Genomic DNA, 17,174 nt, shown 5'->3' with positions numbered 1-17,174 from the left:
AAGCGCATGTTGCACTTACATTCTAAATACACCAAATTGGGTATCTTCTATGGGTTTATTCAATGCGCTGGCAAGCGACAAAGCAAGAACTTTGCGCGTATCAGCAGGGTCAATCACGCCGTCATCCCATAATCTGGCAGAGGCATAATAAGGGTGACCTTGTTTTTCATAGGTATCAATGACCGGTTGTTTGAGCGCTTGTTCCTGCTCTGAGGTAAACTCCTCACCAGCGCGCATCGCCTGCGATTTTTTCACCTGCGCAAGTACACCGGCGGCTTGCTCGCCTCCCATGACTGAAATTCGTGCGTTTGGCCACATGAACAAAAAATGAGGGTCGTAGGCACGCCCGCACATGCCGTAATTGCCTGCGCCAAAGCTACCGCCAATCAACACCGTAATTTTGGGTACTTTTGCACACGCCACCGCGGTCACCATTTTAGCGCCGTGCTTGGCAATACCGCCTGCTTCGTACTGTTTGCCAACCATAAAGCCTGTAATATTCTGTAAAAAGACAAGCGGAATTTTTCGTTGTGCGCACAATTCGATAAAATGCGCCCCTTTTTGTGCTGATTCAGAAAACAATATGCCGTTGTTTGCAAGTATGCCCACTGGATACCCGTCAATGTGCGCAAAACCACAAACAAGCGTTTCTCCATAGAGTTTTTTAAACTCATCAAACTCACTACCGTCAACAATGCGAGCAATGATTTCTCGCACATCGTAGGGCTGGCGGCTGTCTTTGGGGATAATGCCGTAAATCTCGCGACTGTCAAAAAGCGGTGCTCTGCTTTTACGTCTAACAACATGTTCGTTTGATGGGCGATTAAGTCGTTTAACGGCGTCTCTGGCAATTTCCAGGGCGTGTCGGTCATTATTCGCCAAATGATCCACTACACCCGATGTGCGGCAGTGCACGTCACCACCACCGAGTTCTTCAGCGCTGACAATTTCACCCGTTGCGGCCTGAACGAGTGGGGGGCCTCCCAAAAAGATGGTGCCTTGCTCTTTTACAATAATCGATTCGTCAGCCATGGCAGGGACATAGGCCCCTCCTGCTGTACAAGAGCCCATGACAACGGCAATTTGTGGAATATTCTTTGATGACATATTGGCCTGATTATAAAAAATCCGTCCAAAATGCTCACGGTCAGGGAAAACTTCATCCTGTCTGGGAAGGTTAGCGCCACCGGAGTCCACCAGATAGATACAGGGCAAATGATTCTGGTCTGCAATCATTTGTGCACGAAGATGCTTTTTAACGGTAAGCGGGTAGTAGGTGCCACCCTTTACGGTGGCATCGTTTGCGACAATCATACATAAGGTTCCGCCAACTTGACCTATTCCAGCTACAACACCTGCACAGGGAACGTAATCATCGTATGCCTGATGTGCAGCTAGTTGCCCAATTTCCAGAAAAGCACTGTCTTTATCCAACAAGGTTTCAATGCGCTCTCGAGGAAGAAGTTTACCTCTTGATGTATGTCGCTCACGGCTTTTTTCGCCGCCACCAAGCATGATAGTCGATACCAAATTATGCAGATCGTCTACTTGCTTTTGCATGTGCTGCTGATTAAGCGCGTAGTCTTCACTGTTGGTATTGATAGAAGAGTTGAGTACAGGCACAAACACTCCAAATATGTTTATTAGCGTTTATTACATTCGCATAACTATAGTCAATATGCGGGATAAAAAAAGGCACTGTTTATACAGCAATAAATTAAATCGACAATGCCTCTTGGGCGCGTTTTCTCGCAAATTTAAATGCGGGCTTAAGCTGACTCGTTAAATAGTTCCCGCCCAATTAGCATCCGTCTTATTTCAGAGGTGCCTGCGCCTATTTCGTAAAGCTTTGCATCTCGTAATAAGCGACCTGTGGGGTACTCGTTGATATAGCCATTTCCGCCTAACAGCTGGATTGCATCTAATGCCATTTTAGTCGCCAGTTCAGCAGAATAAAGGATTGCGCCAGCGGCATCTTTGCGCGTGGTTTCACCTCTGTCACACGAGCGAGCCACTGCATAAACGTATGCACGCGCTGCATTCATTTGGGTGTACATATCGGCGACTTTTCCTTGCACCAGCTGGAATTCGCCAATGGATTTTCCAAACTGGGTGCGGTCGTGAATGTAAGGTACAACGGTGTCCATACATGCTTGCATTATGCCAAGCGGACCGCCCGAAAGTACTAGTCGTTCGTAATCCAGACCACTCATTAAGACCCTTACGCCACCACCTTCGCTGCCAAGAATGTTCTCTTCTGGTACTTCACAATCCTCAAATACAAGCTCGCAGGTGTTTGAAGAACGCATGCCTAGTTTGTCGAGTTTTTGCGCCTGGCTAAATCCGGGTGTGTCTTTTTCAACAATAAAGGCCGTAATGCCCTTTGACCCTGCAGTGACATCAGTTTTTGCGTAAATAATAAATACATGTGCATCTGGCCCGTTGGTGATCCACATCTTGTTGCCATTGAGAATGTATTTGTTGCCTTTTTTGTCAGCTCTTAATTTCATGCTCACTACATCTGAGCCAGCGTTTGGCTCACTCATCGCAAGCGCACCGATATGTTCACCAGACACCAGATTTGGTAAGTATTTTTCTTTTTGAGCCTGATTACCGTTTTTGTAAAGCTGATTAACACAAAGGTTTGAATGCGCCCCGTAGCTTAATCCAATGCCGGCGCTTGCGCGGCTTATCTCTTCCATCGCAACTGTATGTGCAAGATAGCCCATATCTGAGCCACCAAACTCCTCGCTCACCGTTACGCCGAGTAAGCCCATTTCACCCAGTTTTGGCCAAAGCTCATTAGGGAAACTGTTTTTCTCATCTGCCGCCTCTGCCAAAGGTGCAATCTCGTTTTGTGCAAAACTATTTACATGCTCTCTAAGCATGTCGATATCTTCACCTAGGCCAAAATTTAAAGTTGGGTAGGGCGCGTTTATCATGCAACACCTCGTGTTATGTCGTTAAGTTCTTCTTTACATCGTGCTTCAACATCATCCAGCTCATTCATCAGCATTTGAATGTCGTTTAACTGTTGCTCAAGCACCGCTCGTTTTTGTTCGGTTAATTGCAGCATAGTTTGTAACTGAGCTGCCGAATTTGGATTTGTATCATACAACTCAAACAGTTTTTTAATTTCAGCCAAAGAAAAGCCAAGCCGTTTTCCTCGCAAAATCAACTTCAGCCGCACTTTATCCTTTGTATGATAAATGCGAGCTTGCCCTTCACGAACAGGCTCTAATAGTCCCTGTTCTTCATAAAAGCGAATTGAGCGAGGCGTTATATCAAAGTCTTTCGACAACTCGCCAATAGAAAATGTTTTCAAATTTGTCATCGACTTACCAAAACTGTTTGCTAAAACGCCACAAAAATTACTTTTTGATACGGCGTTTTGCCATAAATCCGTTAATATAAATAAATTGTTAGCATAATGTACTTTACGTTTACGTAAAGTCAAGTTAACGTAAACGTAATGTTCAGCAAGAGTGCGTTATTACACTTACAACTAGCTATATTTTGCGGTGATATAACACCAAAGTCGTGTTCAAAGCTGGCAGGCTTCATCTATAGTAGTGTAGACACAATACAGATTTGCGTATCAGTAAAAATACGCGTGGGCTTTCTTACAGAATAGGAATTAAACATGAGTGAATCAGTGGTTATTGTTTCGGCAAAACGCACGCCAATGGGCGGTTTTATGGGAGGTCTCTCGACCGTTGCTTCGCCAAGCTTAGGGTCATCGGCAATCAAAGCGGCACTTGATGGTGTGAGTGTTGATGCCATCGACGAAGTGATTATGGGTTGTGTCTTGCCTGCTGGCCTTGGACAAGCGCCTGCTCGCCAGGCAACCTTAGGTGCTGATTTGCCGCTAAGTGTAGGTGCCACAACTATCAATAAGGTGTGTGGTTCAGGAATGAAAGCCATCATGATGGCGCATGATTTAATTAAAGCCGGTAGCGCAAGTGCAGTCGTTGCTGGTGGAATGGAGAGTATGTCTGGGGCTCCTTATTTACTTAGCCAGGCGCGAGGTGGTTATCGAATGGGGCATGCGCAAACCTTTGATCATATGATGCTAGATGGACTTGAGAATGCATATGATGGCAAGGCCATGGGTTGCTTTGCGCAAGATACAGCAGACGGTGAAGGAATTACCCGCGAACAGATGGATGAGTTTGCTGTTGCTTCTTTAACCAAAGCCCAAATGGCGATTAACGATGGTACATTCAAAGACGAAATTGTGCCAGTCACCGTTTCTTCCAGACGGGGTGATGTAACAGTGGATACCGACGAAGGGCCAGGAAATGCAAGAATTGATAAAATTCCAAGTTTGCGTCCAGCGTTTAAAAAAGATGGAACGGTAACGGCCGCTAACTCAAGTTCTATTTCAGATGGTGCAGCTGCCCTGGTCATTATGTCTGAATCAAAAGCCAAATCTCTGGGGCTACAACCACTGGCGCGAGTAGTGGCTCATGCAACAAACGCCATCAAACCCGAAGACTTTACCGTCGCGCCAGTGGGTGCAATAGAGAAGGTGCTTGATAAAGCATCTTGGTCAACTGACGATGTAGACTTGTTTGAAATTAACGAAGCGTTTGCCATGGTTACGATGCTGGCGATTAATAAATTAGGCCTCGACAGCGAGAAGGTGAACATTAAAGGCGGCGCCTGTGCACTTGGGCATCCTATTGGTGCATCAGGTGCGCGAATTGTTGTTACCCTTTTACATGCACTCAAACAAAAAGGTCTCAAAAAAGGTGTTGCGGCGCTTTGTATAGGTGGTGGTGAAGGAACTGCGCTTGCGGTAGAAATGTTTTAACATAGATCGCAAAAGCAATTTTTAAAAACGCCCTGTATTGGGCGTTTACTTTATTAGGTCACATAATATTTGCAAAAGCATTTCAAAAACTACATTTATATTAACGACTTAACATATAATCGGCGATAAAGTTTTAAAAATGGTGAGCGAGTTTTCATAACTCATCCTTGAATATATACAGTTTGTTTAGAGTTCTTCCGTATCCCAGCAAATGACCCAATGGGTTGTTTATCACCTTAGACCACTTAAACGATGCGCAAAAAACAAGATGGCTAGCAATCTGTTATATAATTTAGTAAGAAACCTAAGTAGTATAAAAATAAGACGATTGCTGGTAGAAAAATGACTCAATTGTTAACTATACAAGGAATGTTTAGAAATGGCGTTTTATCAGTTACTTTTAGAGGGTAGAAATTTCGGCTTTATCTTTAATGAAAAAATTGTAAAAGGTGGTTTTTACACAACCAGATGGGTTAAAGCTAACTCACCCGAAGAGGCCGAAGAAAAAGCGGTTGAACTTATCAAAAACGATCACTCACTAAAACATATGCTTGTGCAATCTATTGATACGAAGCCGATGATTTTTCTTGAAGAAATAAGCACTGTGAGTTGGTTTACTTATTTTAGGAAAAGTCCGGGTAACGGATATACGTTGTATGATGAGCAAAATAGTTAACATAACATTAAAGACAGACGTTCGCAAAGAGCGCGATCGCCGCTTATTGGAATGTTAGAATTTTTTACAAGTATAGGGATATCCGATGAGAAGAGGTCGATATTATCTTGGGCGAGTCGTTAAAATAAATCTCGATCAAAAAAGCTTGATGGATGCGATGACGAACGCTCCAACTATCACGATAGGAAAGTTCGACTGGACTATAACTGATATCGAGGACAATAGGGAAGATGAATTTCCATATGTTTTCGGAAAGCTGTCTAAGTATGCAAAGGATGGTCACGCAAAAGTAATTGACGAGATTAGCCGTTCACAAGTAGACACTGACGTCCCCAACTTACTTGAGGCTAGCTCATCATTTGTATATTTGCCCGAATGCTCAGGGATAGCGTTTTTGCATGTGTGGAATGGAATACAAGAAGACATATTTCCTCGGCGATTCAAGTCTGTAATTGAAGGAGCCTTTGATGGTTTTATGGTCGCTTGTGATGTCGAGCCAATATCTGATTATAGAGCATTCACTAGCCGACTAAAAAGACTGAGTCATTTTACAGAGTTTTCAGCAACAGTTTTCCCGCCAAACCCATTGTTCGGTCGGTTGTGGGGCAACCTAAATGAGTATATTAATAGACGAAATGCATCTGAAGTAGCAATCAAAGAGCAGACTTCTGAGTTAAAAGGCCTGAAATCAAAAATTGTTGAATTGATGGATAGGATCATGGAGTCACCAGACTATGAACCTGAAGAGATTCCTGCGATAGGCGATGCAGCAATCCTTATGGCTGCAGATGGTTATGGGAGAGGTAAAGTAGTTGGTATTGAAAAAGGCGATGAAGTAGTTATAAAAACAAGTGACACACAAAAAAGTTTTCTTCATGAAAAAGAGCCGAAGCCACTAGAACTTGCTATAAAGGCAAAATCCCAGTTTGATAAAGTTTCAAACGAAAGAGATATGAAACATCAATGAAAGCGTTCTACTATTTAAGGGTTTTCTTTATCAGCTATGAGTTCGCTTTTCTAATTTTTAGCGCGGCCATATATATCCTCTTCGGAGAGTTTCTTGAAGAATATTTCATCTTAGTTTCAATAAATGAGGATGCTTTAAAATGGGCTATGCTATTCCCTATTAGTATTGCTGGTTGGACATTAAGAGAAGGTGTTAGTTTAATGTTCCCTGATGACAAAACATCAAAAGTTCTGCATGAATGGCCTGATTTCTGGATGCTTAAAGTTCATTTTAATGTCGGCATTATTAACAGTATTATTTTTCTTCTGCCGTGCATAGCTGTCTGGCTTGTCGGCGGTCTCAATAAATTTGATGGCATTTGGTTGTTTTTTATGTTTGCCGTTGCGACATAACTCAATGCATTTAGTTTTTATACCGCCAAAATCTGCATTCGGAGCGCTTTAATTAAGGCTCGTGAGTAAAAAAATTCTAATAAGCGTGTTGATGAGGGCGCTCGCAAGCTTGTGCCTGTTCTGCGGGTTTTATGTGCCAGTGGTAACCAATGAATACTAAATCCTATATTAATTACTTTAATGAATTAGCGTCTTTAAGCAGCAAAGAACAATTAGAGGTTTTGGAAAAAGCTAGATATTGTGATGTAACAGCACATGATTATCGAAGGAAGTCAAAATGAATGATTTTCAAAAAGCAACCAAGCGTGTTTCCGTATCGAGTGGAGAGTCTGCTCGTATTCTGCGGGAGCTGCAAGAGTTGAGTCAAAACGAACTAGCGAGACTCGCTAATATCCCTCAATCTACAATTTCTGCAATTGAAAATGACCGTGTTAATCTTGGCATTGAAAGAGCTAAATCTCTAGCTAGAGCTTTAAGGTGTCATCCTGCAGTTCTTGTTTTCCCTGGTTGGGATGTTGAAAGTGAAAACGCTGCATAACAAGCATTCAAGCGGTTAAAATAAAGAGCAACTTTTACCGCTTAGCTCAGCACTACCGGTATTGTTTTTCTTTTTGCATCGTTTTCAGGCTTGTTTGCTTCAGGGCAAAAGCGTTGGAAGTGATTCTATTATCGTTCGATAATAGGTTGATACTCCCAGTTGCCATCAACAAGCAACACGCGAGACTTTAAGGTCTCTTTTTGTGCCCTGAAGATTCGCTTGTTCAGGCGAACTACTAATCCCGGGAACATTTCTTTGTTGGCAATAATGCGTGCGTTAGTTTCGTAATCTTTTTTGGCAATCGCCAAATCACTTTGAATTTTACGCAACCAATTTAGCAATTGACGCTCTTTGTCGATAGTGCTGTCTAATTGTTTGAGTTTCTTTTTCAGAGAACGTGGAATTTTACGAGCGTTTATCTTGCTTAAAATGACTTCGTGGTCAGCATTTTTAGATACGAGTTCGTCAAGAATGTCGTTAATGGCGTTCAAGCGTTCAGTCAGTACATTAAAGCCTTCTGAATAATCAATTTCCAAGGCACTACCAGACACTGCGCCTATGCTTCCTGCTCTTATACCCTTGTAAGCTGTAATTTTACTGGCGAATAAATTTCCCATGGGCTTTTCGATATCACCCACGTAAATTTCACCTTTACAGGTGATCCTTGAATAAGCAAGTTGACGCTTAACGTTCAAATCTTTTTTGACGTTAATATCCAGGCCCTGACCGTGCTGCAAAAAGATACTGCCATCAGCAATTAGCCGACAGTCCTCATCATTCATTTTGCCTGTAGCGCCTTGTGTAATGATGATATCGCCGCCTGATTTTATGAAAGCTGACTCAACAAAGCCATTAATGGTAATGTCACCCTTGGCAATAATCTGCATGTTTTCAGTTACGTCACCGTTGACGATCACCGCGCCCTCATAATTGATATTGCCCGTACCAACGTTCACACCTTTAGTAACAAAAGTATCGTCAATCGTCATGACGTTATTTTCAAATTTGGGCTGACCTGCTAATTCCGACAATATCAAGTTTTCGTCGTGGGGAGCAATTCTGGTGTTCTTGCCTAATTTTATTGCCTCCCAGTTTCCCTTATTCGCCTGTATTTTACGTCCGCTAACGCTAAATCCCTCTCGTCCTTTGCTCGGGGATACACGCTTTGCTACAGGTGAATTTGCTGTTACGCATAAAATATCGCCCAAATTGCGCATATCGACTTTATCACCGTCTTTTTCTTGCGGGCGCAAAATTCTATCCAGGGCATTGGGAACAAGAGGTACGATTTTTGACGGGCGCCCATCCCTTGGCGGTAAGCCTTTTGCAATTACATCAGATAAAGTTTTACCGGCATCGGTCTCGATAGCTTGACTGAGAAGATTTTGAATGCGCTTTTTGCTAATGCCTCGCTTAATGCCTTTTGATATAAGCAATTGCTTTACATCGCCATAGGCCGGAGGAGCAACGCTAGGGTTTGCTGTAATGCTCATGCTTACTGACATTTGATCAGTGGCAATGTCTATTTTAATGCCTTCCAGTTCGCCTGAACCATTTTCATGGTGCCCTGCGTGCATATCAGCAGTTTTACTGTTTGACGCGTTGCTCGGACTTATAGATTGTGAAATGGGATCAACCTCACCCGTATCCTGCGCTTGCTTGATGGCTTTTGCGAGCATTGTGATTTTCTGCGCGTCTAGCGAAAAGTGAGCGTGTTCAGTTGATTCAAGCTCTTGACGCAAAGTGTTTTCATCACACGTTCCGTCGAACAATAGAGGGTCGACTGTCACAATCAGTTCGTTGCTTGCACTGTTTACACTAAAAGAAACACCACTCATCCAAATAAAACCCTAATAAGTGTGACGGGTCTGTCACATTATTTATCTTAACTTACAACTCACTCGCGTAACGCTCTAGCGCGCGCAAGATAGCTAATTTGTTGGCATTCCCTGCATGCTCTTGAACCAAACTTTCAATAGATAATTGAAACGCTTCAATGCTTAAATATCCTTGATTACCTGATTCAATGAACCTTGATTTTCTGTGCGCCTGCCAGCGAGCAAGCATTGATTCATTCATTTGCGCTGGATAGTTTCGACCAATGTACCTAAATAACTGCCGCTTGATATCACCATTTGGCAAATTATCATAAATAGCCGTTAAAGACACTGGTTTGCTATCTCGTATTTGACTCATCACCGCTTTATCGGCCGGGCCTGGAAAATCACGAGTATAAAGTTGAGTATCGATATCTTGGTCGCTTGTGTCGGTAAATGGTTTATCAAATACGGCGATACATTTTTGTATGATATCGCTGCTTTGTTTTAATTGTTGATAACGGTGCAGACACAATTGGCGATCAATACCTAAACGCTGTGCGAGCTCTGGCGTCAACATCTTAGCCGGTGCCACAAAAGGACATTTATTAATGGCTATTTGCATAAAGGGCATTTGTTTACTGGCAAATAAGTCTGAAACAAAGTCCGGGTCGCTGAATGCATCAATATCGTTATCCAAAAGCGTGTCGGTGTCTTTGCTAAGATTAACAGCCAATACAATATTTTTGTTTTGCGGATGAAAACACAGCGGCATCATCCAGGCGCAACATCCCTGCGACGAATCAATAAATCCGGAAACATACAAAAAAGCTTGCTGCTTATAAACATCGATTATTTTAGCTACCTCATGTTTGTTACGAAGCGAAAAGAAAAAGTGGTAAAGTTTTGGATGCTTTTCTTTTATTAATTTAGCCATGCCGATAGTGGCGTACACATCGCTCAGTGCATCGTGCGCATCCGCGTGTTCAATACCGTTAGCCTTGCTCAGCATCTCTAATTTAAAGCAGGGTTTTCCATTTTCCTCATATACTGGCCACTCAATACCATCAGGCCTTAGCGCATAAGCTGCTCGTACCAGGTCAATAATATCCCAACGGGAATTGCCGTTTTCATATTCACGTTCATAAACAGGATAAAAATTTCGATAAAAGAGATGGCGACTGACTTCTTCATCAAATTTAATACTGTTGTATCCGGCGGTGCAGGTTTCAGGAAGTGACATCAGTGCGTAAAGTTTTTTAGCAAACTCCGCCTCAATATAACCATCGCGCAAACTTTGCTGTGGGGTAATACCTGTCACCAGACAGGCCTCAGGATGAGGTAAATAATCATTAGGTATTTGGCAGAAGTAATTTAAAGGTTTATCGATTACATTCAATTCCAAGTCAGTACGGATCCCCGCAAACTGAACCGGAAAATCTTGCCGAGGATTGACACCCCAAGTTTCGTAGTCGTGCCATAAAATACTGCTCATAATACCCTTTTATTGTTGTTAGCCATAAATAAATCAAACAAAACGCGTCATACCCTGTCCAATTGAAGTGATTATTTTGTGCTTTATGTTTAGAAAATTTAAAATTAAATCAGATAGATAACTAATATTTAAAACGCAAGTATCTGTTTTAAAGATATATTCTAGTTTTTACCAAATTAACGCTTATTTAGATTGATTATTACTTTTAGGAAGCCGTCAATTATTTGACTCACAGCGCTAAGTCAAACCTCAAGTATATCTTCAAAATGCAACTTATAAAAAGTAATAAGTGAAGAGGTTTTAATGGCATTTCATACTAAAAAATCTTCATCAGTCAAGGCTACACTTAGTGAGTGGACGCAACATGTAAGGAGAGGGACAATGAAAGAGTCAAACTTTGGCGAAGCTGAACTTGCTCATGCATACGGGGCAACGGCGTCTTTTACATTAAAGCCATCTAACGGGTTTATTCCAAATGTAATGCCTTTTTTTTCCATCCGTAAACTTAGACTGGTTTACAACGAATTGTGCAGTGACGAGGATTTTGAATTCAAGGATTTTGAGCATTTTAAACGTCATGTCTTAAGTTCAGTCGCACCGCAGTTAGAATTAAATAAGTGGCAAGCTATTGCGGCCCGACGTTAAGGCTGATTAGCTTGTAAGAGATTAGCTATTTCAAGCTGATTAACATTTCCTGATAAAATTAATAAAACATCGAAGAGCCTAAAAGCTTTTCGATGTTTTTTATTGGCTTGATGCTGTTTGGCGTTTTGATCTTGTGTTTGTGTGTGCTAATTTGGTTTTCGTCATTTAATTCTTCAAGTATAGGAAATGCTTATGTTTAAAGCTCTGTCTTTATGCCGCCCGGTTTTATCTAAGGTCTCATATTTTGTATCACCACTTTTAAAACATAAACGTAGCGTTTCAGCGGCTTGTTTAGCGCTATCTGTGCATTCGTTTGCCTTAGCAGCAAGCGACCCCGAGGTCGCCATTGCCATACATGGTGGCGCAGGAACAATCACTCGTGCGGATTTGAGCGCCGAACAGGAGGCGGCCTATAAAGATGCCATCGATGCCGCGCTTGAGCTTGGCTATGCGCAGCTAAAAGCAGGTCAGCCCGGAGAAGAAGCAATTATCGCGGCAATCACTTATTTAGAAGATTCGCCTTTGTTCAATGCTGGTGTTGGCGCGGTTTACACCTTCGATGGTACGCATGAACTTGACGCATCTATCATGCGCGGAAACGATTTACAGGCAGGCGCCATATCCAGCGTAAAAACAGTAAAAAATCCTATTAAGCTTGCTCGTTTGGTAATGGATAAATCGGTACACGTGATGCTATCAGGCGAAGGCGCAGAGTCTTTTGCTAAAGAGCAAGGGCTGGAAATGGTCAGCAATGAGGTGTTTAACACTGAGCGACGAGCAAAAGCGTTAGAGCGCGCTAAAGCCCGAATAATGGAAGAAGAAAAATCGGCAAATCAGGATGCCTCGACTTCTATTTATTCAGACGCCGAGTTTAACGACTTTAAATTTGGCACGGTGGGTGTGGTCGTGTTAGATGCACAAGGCAATATTTCGGCAGGCACATCTACAGGCGGGATGACTGCCAAGCGTTATGGTCGGGTAGGGGATTCGCCGATAATTGGTGCGGGTACTTACGCTGACAACGCATCTTGCGCCGTATCGGCTACCGGACACGGTGAGTATTTTATTCGTTTTAATGTGGCGGCCGATATTTGTGCGCGCATGAAATATCAAAACATTAGCCTTCAGAAAGCGGCCGATACCGTAATCAACGACGTTTTGGTAAAAGCAGGCGGTGAGGGCGGTGTTGTTGCTATTGACGCAATGGGAAATATTGCAATGCCCTTTAACTCCGAAGGCATGTACAGAGGAAGTATTGATAAACAGGGAAAGAAAACGGTGCTGATTTATAAAGATCAATAGACCCTAATTTTCCCTGTTCAATTCGTTTGTGATGTTTACTGGAATGGACATCGTGTGCGCTTGTCCCTACAATCTTGCACCCAATTAGATTGATATTAGGAGCAGCCAGGTTTTGGCTGTTTTTTGAGCAACGACAGTCATGACATCCATTTCACTTGATTCAGCCATTGTGCGCTGTATGCAAAAGGACCAATATCGCTTTTCGCGTCAGTTAAGCGATATTAATCGGCTTAAAGACGAGGATGCCAAGCAGGAGAAACTTGAGCAGCTAATGCTTCGTATAGCTGGCTCGCAGAAACTGCGAGAATTACGCCAGCAGTCGCTGCCTGAAATTTCCTATCCGGATTTACCGGTTGCCCATAAAAAAGACGAAATAAAAGCACTGATTGAAAAACATCAGGTTCTCATTATTGCCGGTGAAACGGGCTCAGGGAAAACTACTCAGATCCCTAAAATGTGCCTTGAGCTTGGACGTGGCGTAGCGGGTTTTATTGGTCACACACAACCAAGACGACTGGCTGCAAGAAGTGTCGCTAATCGTATTGCCGAAGAATTAGACACCCAAGTTGGTCAAAGCGTTGGGTTCAAGGTGCGCTTTAGCGATCAGGTTGGCGATACCAGTTTGGTAAAGCTAATGACAGACGGGATCATGCTTGCCGAAATTCAGCAAGACCGTTTTTTAAATCAGTACGATACGATCATTATTGACGAGGCGCACGAACGAAGCCTCAATATTGACTTTTTGCTTGGTTATCTTAAGCAGCTTTTGCCCAAGCGTCCTGATCTTAAACTTGTTATTACGTCGGCTACTATCGATCCCGAACGTTTTTCGACGCACTTCGACAAGGCTCCCATTATCGAAGTAAGCGGTCGAACTTACCCGGTTGAAATACGCTATAAAGATCCCGCTGAATTTGCTACATCCAAGTCTGAAGCTAACAGGTCAGGATCTGCCAAGTCGAAGCAAGAGCAATCCCAAGGCGCCGAGGTTGACACCTCTCAAATGCTGTTAGATGCGGTGGATGAACTGATGCGGGAGGCACCGGGCGATATTCTGGTGTTTTTAAGCGGGGAGCGGGATATTCGCGACGCTGCCGATGAGCTTACTCGACACCTTGCACATACTAAATACAAAAATACAGAAATTATCCCACTATATGCGAGGCTTTCTGCTGCTGAACAAAATCGCATATTTTCTGCCCACGCTGGAAGACGAATCGTTTTGGCAACGAACGTGGCAGAGACCTCTTTAACAGTGCCAGGAATTAAATATGTTATCGACACAGGTGTGGCGCGTATTTCCCGTTATTCACAACGATTAAAAGTGCAGCGCTTACCAATTGAAGCGATTTCACAGGCATCGGCGAATCAACGTGCCGGGCGATGTGGTCGTGTTTCAAACGGTATTTGCATACGCCTTTACTCTGAAGAAGATTATCTGGGGCGGCCGGAGTTTACCGATCCGGAAATTGTTCGAACCCATTTATCAAGCGTTATTATTCAAATGCTCGCCTTAGGCTTAGGTGAGATAAAGCGTTTTCCGTTTGTTCAGGCACCGGACGACAGAAACATCAACGACGGGGTTAAACTGCTTGAAGAACTTCAAGCCGTTGAACGCGCGAAAGGTCGCCTTCGATTGACGCCTATCGGGCGCGCGATGGCTCCCTTGCCGCTAGACCCTCGTTATGCGCGCATGATACTGGAAGCAAAATCGTTTGATGCTGTGTATGAAACCATCGTGATCACCTCCGGTTTGTCTGTACAAGACCCGCGCGAGCGCCCGCAGGACAAACAGCAACAGGCCGACCAGGCTCACGCAGAGTTTGCCGACAATGATTCTGATTTCATCAGCTTGCTGAATTTATGGGAAGCCTTTAAACGTCAACAAAAGCAACTGAGTAACAGTCAACTGCGCAAATGGTGCAAGCAACATTTTATTCACTTTCAGCGTATGCGAGAGTGGCAGGATATTGTGAGTCAAATCAAGCAGACCCTGATTAATATTGATTTACGAATAAACTCGCAACCAGCCGATTACGAGGCGATTCATCGCTCCTTAGCGATTGGCCTGCTGTCGCAAATCGGCATGAAAGATAAAAATAGACAGTATTTGGGCGCGCGGAATAGCCAGTTTATGATCTTTCCCGGCTCTAACGTTGCCAGGTCGCAGCCAAAATGGATAATGTGCGCCGAACTTGTTGAAACCTCTCGCTTATTTGCTCGTCAGGTCGCAAAAATTGAACCGCAATGGTTAGAATCAATCGCGAAACACGTTGCCAAATACCACTACGCAGAGCCCCATTGGAGTAAAAAGCGTGGAGCGGTAATGGCCTATTTAACTATTCAGCTTTTTGGTTTACCAATCGTTACGAGGCGCATTGTTAACTACAGCCAAGTTGATGCGAAAGTGTGCCGCGATATTTTTATCCGAGAAGCGCTTGTAAATGCCCAAACCAATCTGAATTATGATTTTCTTACGCATAATCAGAGGCAAATAGAAACGGTCGAATTATTAGAAAAAAAAGCGCGTAGAAGAGACATTCTGGTGGATGAAGACATGCTGTGTTACTTCTACGATGAAAAACTGCCTGAACATGTTGTAAGCGAAGTCAGTTTTAAAAAGTGGTGGAAATCGGTATCTACAAAACAACCCCGTCTGCTGCATTTTGACTACGAAGACTTACTAAAGCGTGACCCAAGCGGTATCTCTGCATCTGATTATCCAGATACCTGGCGTCAAGGCAATTTACAGCTAGCCCTGACTTATCATTTTGAGCCAAATCAGACGCTAGATGGTGTTGCCATTCATATTCCTGTTGGCTTGCTTAATCAGGTTCAAGACATTGGTTTTGACTGGTTGGTGCCTGGCATGCGGCACGAACTGATCACAAATTTAATTAAAAGCCTGCCAAAGCGGCTTCGCCGGAACTTTGTTCCAGCGCCAGATTATGCCTTAGCTGTACTCGAAGACATTTCTATGACAGGCAAAAATGGAGCGCCGGTGCGCATCGTAGACGCTGTGGCCAATAAGCTGTTTCGAATATCAGGGACGCGTGTTGAATCTGAGGATTTTGATTTAGATAGTATAGCAACTCATTTGCGTTTTAATTTTGTTGCCAACGATAGTCAAGGCAAGATGCTGGCATCAGATAAGTCACTTAATCAACTAAAAGCAAAGCTAAAAGGAGAGCTGAAAGAAACCATTGAGAAAGTGGCTACGCCAGCCCTGGAAAAAGACGATGTGACAAGCTGGGATTTCGGTAAATTACCTGAGACATTTACACAAAAACAAGCGGGATACGAGATTAAAGCCTTTCCAAGTCTGGTACTGGAAAATAATACTGTAAAGGTAAAGTTGTTGGATAACGCCAGTAAGGCGCATTTAGCGCATCAAAGAGGCTTGTATCAACTCATCAAGATGAATGTCCCTTCGCCTGTTAAATATCTTCAGGAAAAGTTACCTAACAAAGCGAAACTGAGCCTGTATTTTAATCCTTTTGGTCAAATTAAGCCTTTGATAGACGATATTATTATTGCAAGTATCGATAGTTTAGTGTGTGCGCAGCAAGCGCCGGAAACTGTGCGTTCAGCGGAAAATTTTAAAAAAATCTGCGACCATGTTCGAATGAATATCAACGATAAGGCGCTTGATATTGCCAAGCAGATTGAAACCGGGCTTGCTCAGGCTAATAAGGTAAGCAAGCTGATAAAAGGCAATATTCCGCTAAATATGATCAATAACGTCAAGCAAATTCAAATGCATTTGCAACAATTAGTATTTAAAGGCTTTGTATCTGACTTTGGTGAAGCTAAGCTGCCAGATTGGAATCGCTATTTAACTGCTCTGGTAATGCGCGCTGAAAAATTAAAAATTGATGTGAACCGGGACAGACTTAATCAACTGGAAGTAGATAAAGCAGAACAAGCCTATGAAGCTTTAAAAACCGATTTGAAAAACAAGCATCAAGACCCTGCGCAGGCAGAAGACATTCGATGGATGATAGAAGAGCTCAGGGTATCGTTATTTGCGCAGCAGTTAGGCACAAAGTTTCCGATTTCACTGAAACGCATTCAGCATAAAATTGCCGAGTATAAATGAGCATTTGCAATAATCTGTTGACAGATTATTAACAACTCCCTATAAATGGCATTCAACATTTTTGAAACGAGAGGTATGACTATGTTGGGTTACGACGATAAACGGAATTTCTATCGAATGATGGTGAATTCTCCGTGCGAGGTGTCACTGCTAGACAATCCATCGGCTACATCTTTCACTGCAGTTTGTCGCGACATCAGCGCAACAGGCATGTCACTCGAACTTGAGTTGCCGGGTATTGAACTGGGCACGCTTCTCGACATCACAATCGACTCAAATAATGACCAAATTCCTTCACTGGAAGCAAAGGCAAAAGTAGTTCGCTGCGATGAAGGCGACGACAACTCTTGCCTGGTGGGTGTAGAAATAAGCGAAATGAAGTAAGAGGCTAACGGTTTTTATTTGTCTGTTTTTGACAGTTACACCT

14 protein-coding genes are annotated in these 17,174 nt (G+C 43.1%); 9 read left to right on the top strand and 5 right to left on the bottom strand.

Going from position 1 to position 17,174, the window contains the following annotated elements:
* Positions 1–15: 15 nt before the first annotated feature.
* From D6V41_RS00440 to D6V41_RS00430, 3 genes are all read right to left on the bottom strand, one after another.
* Entirely contained in the window at positions 16–1,623 is a 1,608-nt protein-coding gene (locus tag D6V41_RS00440; RefSeq protein WP_136249525.1) for a carboxyl transferase domain-containing protein, read from the bottom strand.
* Positions 1,624–1,769: 146 nt separating this feature from the next.
* Complete coding sequence (locus D6V41_RS00435) at positions 1,770–2,939, bottom strand: isovaleryl-CoA dehydrogenase (RefSeq protein WP_136250051.1); 1,170 nt, start codon at positions 2,937–2,939, stop codon at positions 1,770–1,772.
* Entirely contained in the window at positions 2,939–3,334 is a 396-nt protein-coding gene (locus D6V41_RS00430; protein WP_136249524.1) for a MerR family transcriptional regulator, read from the bottom strand. Before D6V41_RS00430 ends, D6V41_RS00435 begins: the two co-directional genes overlap by 1 nt.
* Before the next feature lie 309 nt (positions 3,335–3,643).
* On the opposite strand from D6V41_RS00430, the gene D6V41_RS00425 reads away from it, so the two are divergent.
* The 5 genes from D6V41_RS00425 to D6V41_RS00405 all read left to right on the top strand — a co-directional run bounded on the left by D6V41_RS00425 (position 3,644) and on the right by D6V41_RS00405 (position 7,389).
* Positions 3,644–4,816, top strand: coding sequence for a thiolase family protein (locus D6V41_RS00425; RefSeq protein ID WP_136249523.1), 1,173 nt, complete (start codon positions 3,644–3,646; stop codon positions 4,814–4,816).
* Positions 4,817–5,195: 379 nt separating this feature from the next.
* Positions 5,196–5,492: a hypothetical protein gene (locus tag D6V41_RS00420; protein ID WP_136249522.1), complete on the top strand. Its 297-nt coding sequence runs from the start codon at positions 5,196–5,198 to the stop codon at positions 5,490–5,492.
* Between the two features lie 85 nt (positions 5,493–5,577).
* Positions 5,578–6,459 (top strand): hypothetical protein, encoded by an 882-nt coding sequence (locus tag D6V41_RS00415; RefSeq protein WP_136249521.1) that lies wholly within the window; start codon positions 5,578–5,580, stop codon positions 6,457–6,459.
* Positions 6,456–6,851 carry a hypothetical protein gene (locus D6V41_RS00410; protein ID WP_136249520.1) on the top strand — a complete coding sequence of 132 codons (396 nt, stop codon included), beginning with the start codon at positions 6,456–6,458 and terminating at the stop codon, positions 6,849–6,851. The genes D6V41_RS00415 and D6V41_RS00410 overlap by 4 nt, the downstream gene beginning before the upstream one ends.
* 277 nt (positions 6,852–7,128) lie before the next feature.
* On the top strand, positions 7,129–7,389 hold the full coding sequence (locus tag D6V41_RS00405) for a helix-turn-helix domain-containing protein (RefSeq protein ID WP_136249519.1): 261 nt from the start codon (positions 7,129–7,131) through the stop codon (positions 7,387–7,389).
* 128 nt (positions 7,390–7,517) lie between these two features.
* Here D6V41_RS00405 and D6V41_RS00400 read toward each other — a convergent pair whose 3' ends face one another.
* Together D6V41_RS00400 and sbcB are read right to left on the bottom strand one after the other, a co-directional pair.
* Positions 7,518–9,227 (bottom strand): DUF342 domain-containing protein, encoded by a 1,710-nt coding sequence (locus tag D6V41_RS00400; RefSeq protein ID WP_136249518.1) that lies wholly within the window; start codon positions 9,225–9,227, stop codon positions 7,518–7,520.
* Positions 9,228–9,279: 52 nt separating this feature from the next.
* Positions 9,280–10,701 (bottom strand): exodeoxyribonuclease I, encoded by a 1,422-nt coding sequence (gene sbcB / locus D6V41_RS00395; protein ID WP_136249517.1) that lies wholly within the window; start codon positions 10,699–10,701, stop codon positions 9,280–9,282.
* 381 nt (positions 10,702–11,082) lie between these two features.
* Here sbcB and D6V41_RS00390 point away from each other — a divergent pair, with 381 nt between their 5' ends.
* From D6V41_RS00390 to D6V41_RS00375, 4 genes are all read left to right on the top strand, one after another.
* Positions 11,083–11,346, top strand: coding sequence for a hypothetical protein (locus tag D6V41_RS00390; protein WP_136249516.1), 264 nt, complete (start codon positions 11,083–11,085; stop codon positions 11,344–11,346).
* 192 nt (positions 11,347–11,538) lie between these two features.
* Positions 11,539–12,648 carry an isoaspartyl peptidase/L-asparaginase family protein gene (locus tag D6V41_RS00385; RefSeq protein WP_136249515.1) on the top strand — a complete coding sequence of 370 codons (1,110 nt, stop codon included), beginning with the start codon at positions 11,539–11,541 and terminating at the stop codon, positions 12,646–12,648.
* Positions 12,649–12,787: 139 nt separating this feature from the next.
* Positions 12,788–16,747, top strand: a complete 3,960-nt coding sequence (hrpA, locus tag D6V41_RS00380; RefSeq protein WP_136249514.1) for an ATP-dependent RNA helicase HrpA — start codon at positions 12,788–12,790, stop codon at positions 16,745–16,747.
* An 81-nt stretch (positions 16,748–16,828) separates the two neighbouring features.
* Entirely contained in the window at positions 16,829–17,131 is a 303-nt protein-coding gene (locus D6V41_RS00375) for a PilZ domain-containing protein (protein WP_136250050.1), read from the top strand.
* The last annotated feature ends 43 nt before the right edge of the window (positions 17,132–17,174 follow it).

It is taken from the genome of Ningiella ruwaisensis (genome assembly GCF_004798935.1).
Classification (GTDB): domain Bacteria; phylum Pseudomonadota; class Gammaproteobacteria; order Enterobacterales; family Alteromonadaceae; genus Glaciecola; species Glaciecola ruwaisensis.
This window is presented reverse-complemented; position numbering and strand designations above follow the sequence as displayed.